Annotated in this window: 1 protein-coding gene; it reads left to right on the forward strand. The window is 58.3% G+C overall.

Annotated features, from left to right (window positions below):
* On the forward strand, positions 1 to 254 hold a 254-nt coding region (locus tag EXE42_RS19970), incomplete at both ends, for a hypothetical protein (RefSeq protein ID WP_206750785.1).

The following is a 254-nucleotide window of genomic DNA, read 5'->3' on the forward strand; positions in this document are numbered from 1 at the left end:
GGCACAGGAACCAATCGTTATCGACGCTGAACTCCCACCCGGCATCTCGGCTGAGACTGAATCACCGTCTGTCGCGCTTCAGGCTGGAGAGACAACCCAGACAACAACCTGTACGATTTCATCATCAGTTGTTGGTCGGTTTGAGTTCCCACCAGCAACCATCTCGATCGGGGACCGCTACCAGTTATACAAGGTGGCGCTCCCGTACACGGAGACCCCCACGCTCACCGCCCAACCCCACACGCCAGAGCTCC

Origin of the sequence: Halorubrum sp. SP3 (assembly GCF_005435195.1) — an archaeon.
GTDB lineage: Archaea > Halobacteriota > Halobacteria > Halobacteriales > Haloferacaceae > Halorubrum > Halorubrum sodomense.